This is a genomic window from uncultured Amaricoccus sp., from assembly GCF_937858865.1.
Lineage (GTDB): Bacteria > Pseudomonadota > Alphaproteobacteria > Rhodobacterales > Rhodobacteraceae > Amaricoccus.
This window is the reverse complement of record NZ_CALLYO010000218.1, coordinates 1-1,384: the sequence shown is the minus strand read 5'-3', so window position 1 is coordinate 1,384 and position 1,384 is coordinate 1. Positions and strand designations below refer to the sequence as shown.

General features: G+C 69.4%; 1 protein-coding gene. It reads right to left on the bottom strand.

The window, feature by feature from the left end; translation table 11 throughout:
• On the bottom strand, positions 1 to 1,384 hold a 1,384-nt coding region (locus Q0112_RS05870), incomplete at both ends, for a class I tRNA ligase family protein (protein ID WP_297972701.1).

The following is a 1,384-nucleotide window of genomic DNA, read 5'->3' as shown; positions in this document are numbered from 1 at the left end:
GTGGTCGTTGGCGAGGAAGCGGGCCTTGGCGCCTTCCTCGAACCAGGCGTCGGCGCCCTCCTCCTCGAAGGCCTCGCGGATGCGGGCGTTGACCGCCGGGTCGCGCAGGATCTCGGCGGTGCCGTCGGCGTGGCGTTTCACGAAGCAGGTGAGCGGCACGCCCCAGGCGCGCTGCCGCGAGAGGACCCAGTCGGGGCGGGCCTCGATCATCGAGAAGAGGCGGTTGCGGCCGGAGACCGGGAACCACTGCACCAGGCGGTCGATCGAGGTCAGCGCCCGCTCGCGGATCGTCCGGCCATAGGTGTCCATGCCGTCGGCGAGCGGCTTGTCGATGGCGACGAACCACTGCGGGGTGTTGCGGTAGATGACCGGGGCCTTGGAGCGCCAGGAGTGGGGATAGCTGTGGGTCATCCGGCCGCGGGCGAGCAGCGCCCCGGCCTCGATGAGCTTGTCGACGACGGCCTTGTTGGCCTTGCCCTCCTTGCCCTTGGCGTCGAAGACGTGGAGGCCGGCGAAGAAGGGGACGTGAGGGGCGAAGGAGGAATCCTCGGTGACGTGGTGGGTCATCCGGTCGACGAGGCCGTTCCTGACGAAGAGCTCGTAGTCGTCGGCGCCATGCGAAGGGGCGGTGTGGACGAAGCCGGTGCCGGCGTCGTCGGTGACGAAGTCGCCCTCGAGCATCGGCACCTCGTAGTCCCAGAAGGGATCGAGCTGCGCCAGGGGATGGGAGAGGATCACCCCTTCGAGCGGGCCTGCGTCGCCTTCGCGCTCGTAGGCCTCGACGCGGGCGGCCTGCATCACCTCGGCCGCGAGCTTGTCGGCGAGGACGAGCCGGTCGCCCGGCTTCGCCCAGTTGTCGGCCGCCGCGGCGGTGACGCGGTAGACGCCGTAGGCGATGCGGGTCGAGAAGGCGACGCCGCGGTTGGAGGGGATGGTCCAGGGGGTCGTGGTCCAGATGACGACGGCCGCGCCGGCGAGGGGCGCGGGGCCGGAGACGACGGGGAACTTCACCCAGATCGTCGGGCTCTGGTGGTCGTGATACTCGACCTCGGCCTCGGCCAGCGCGGTCTTTTCCACGGGCGACCACATGACCGGCTTGGAGCCGAGGTAGAGCGCGCCGTTCATCACGAACTTCATGAATTCGTCCGCGATGACGGCCTCGGCGTGGAAGGCCATGGTCAGATAGGGATTTTCCCAGTCGCCGGTGACGCCGAGGCGCTTGAACTCCTCGCGCTGGACGCCCACCCAATGCTCGGCGAAGCGGCGGCACTCGGCGCGGAAGTCGTTGACCGCGACCTCGTCCTTGTTGCGGCCCTTGGCGCGGTACTGCTCCTCGATCTTCCACTCGATCGGCAGGCCGTGGCAGTCCCAGCCCGGCACGTAG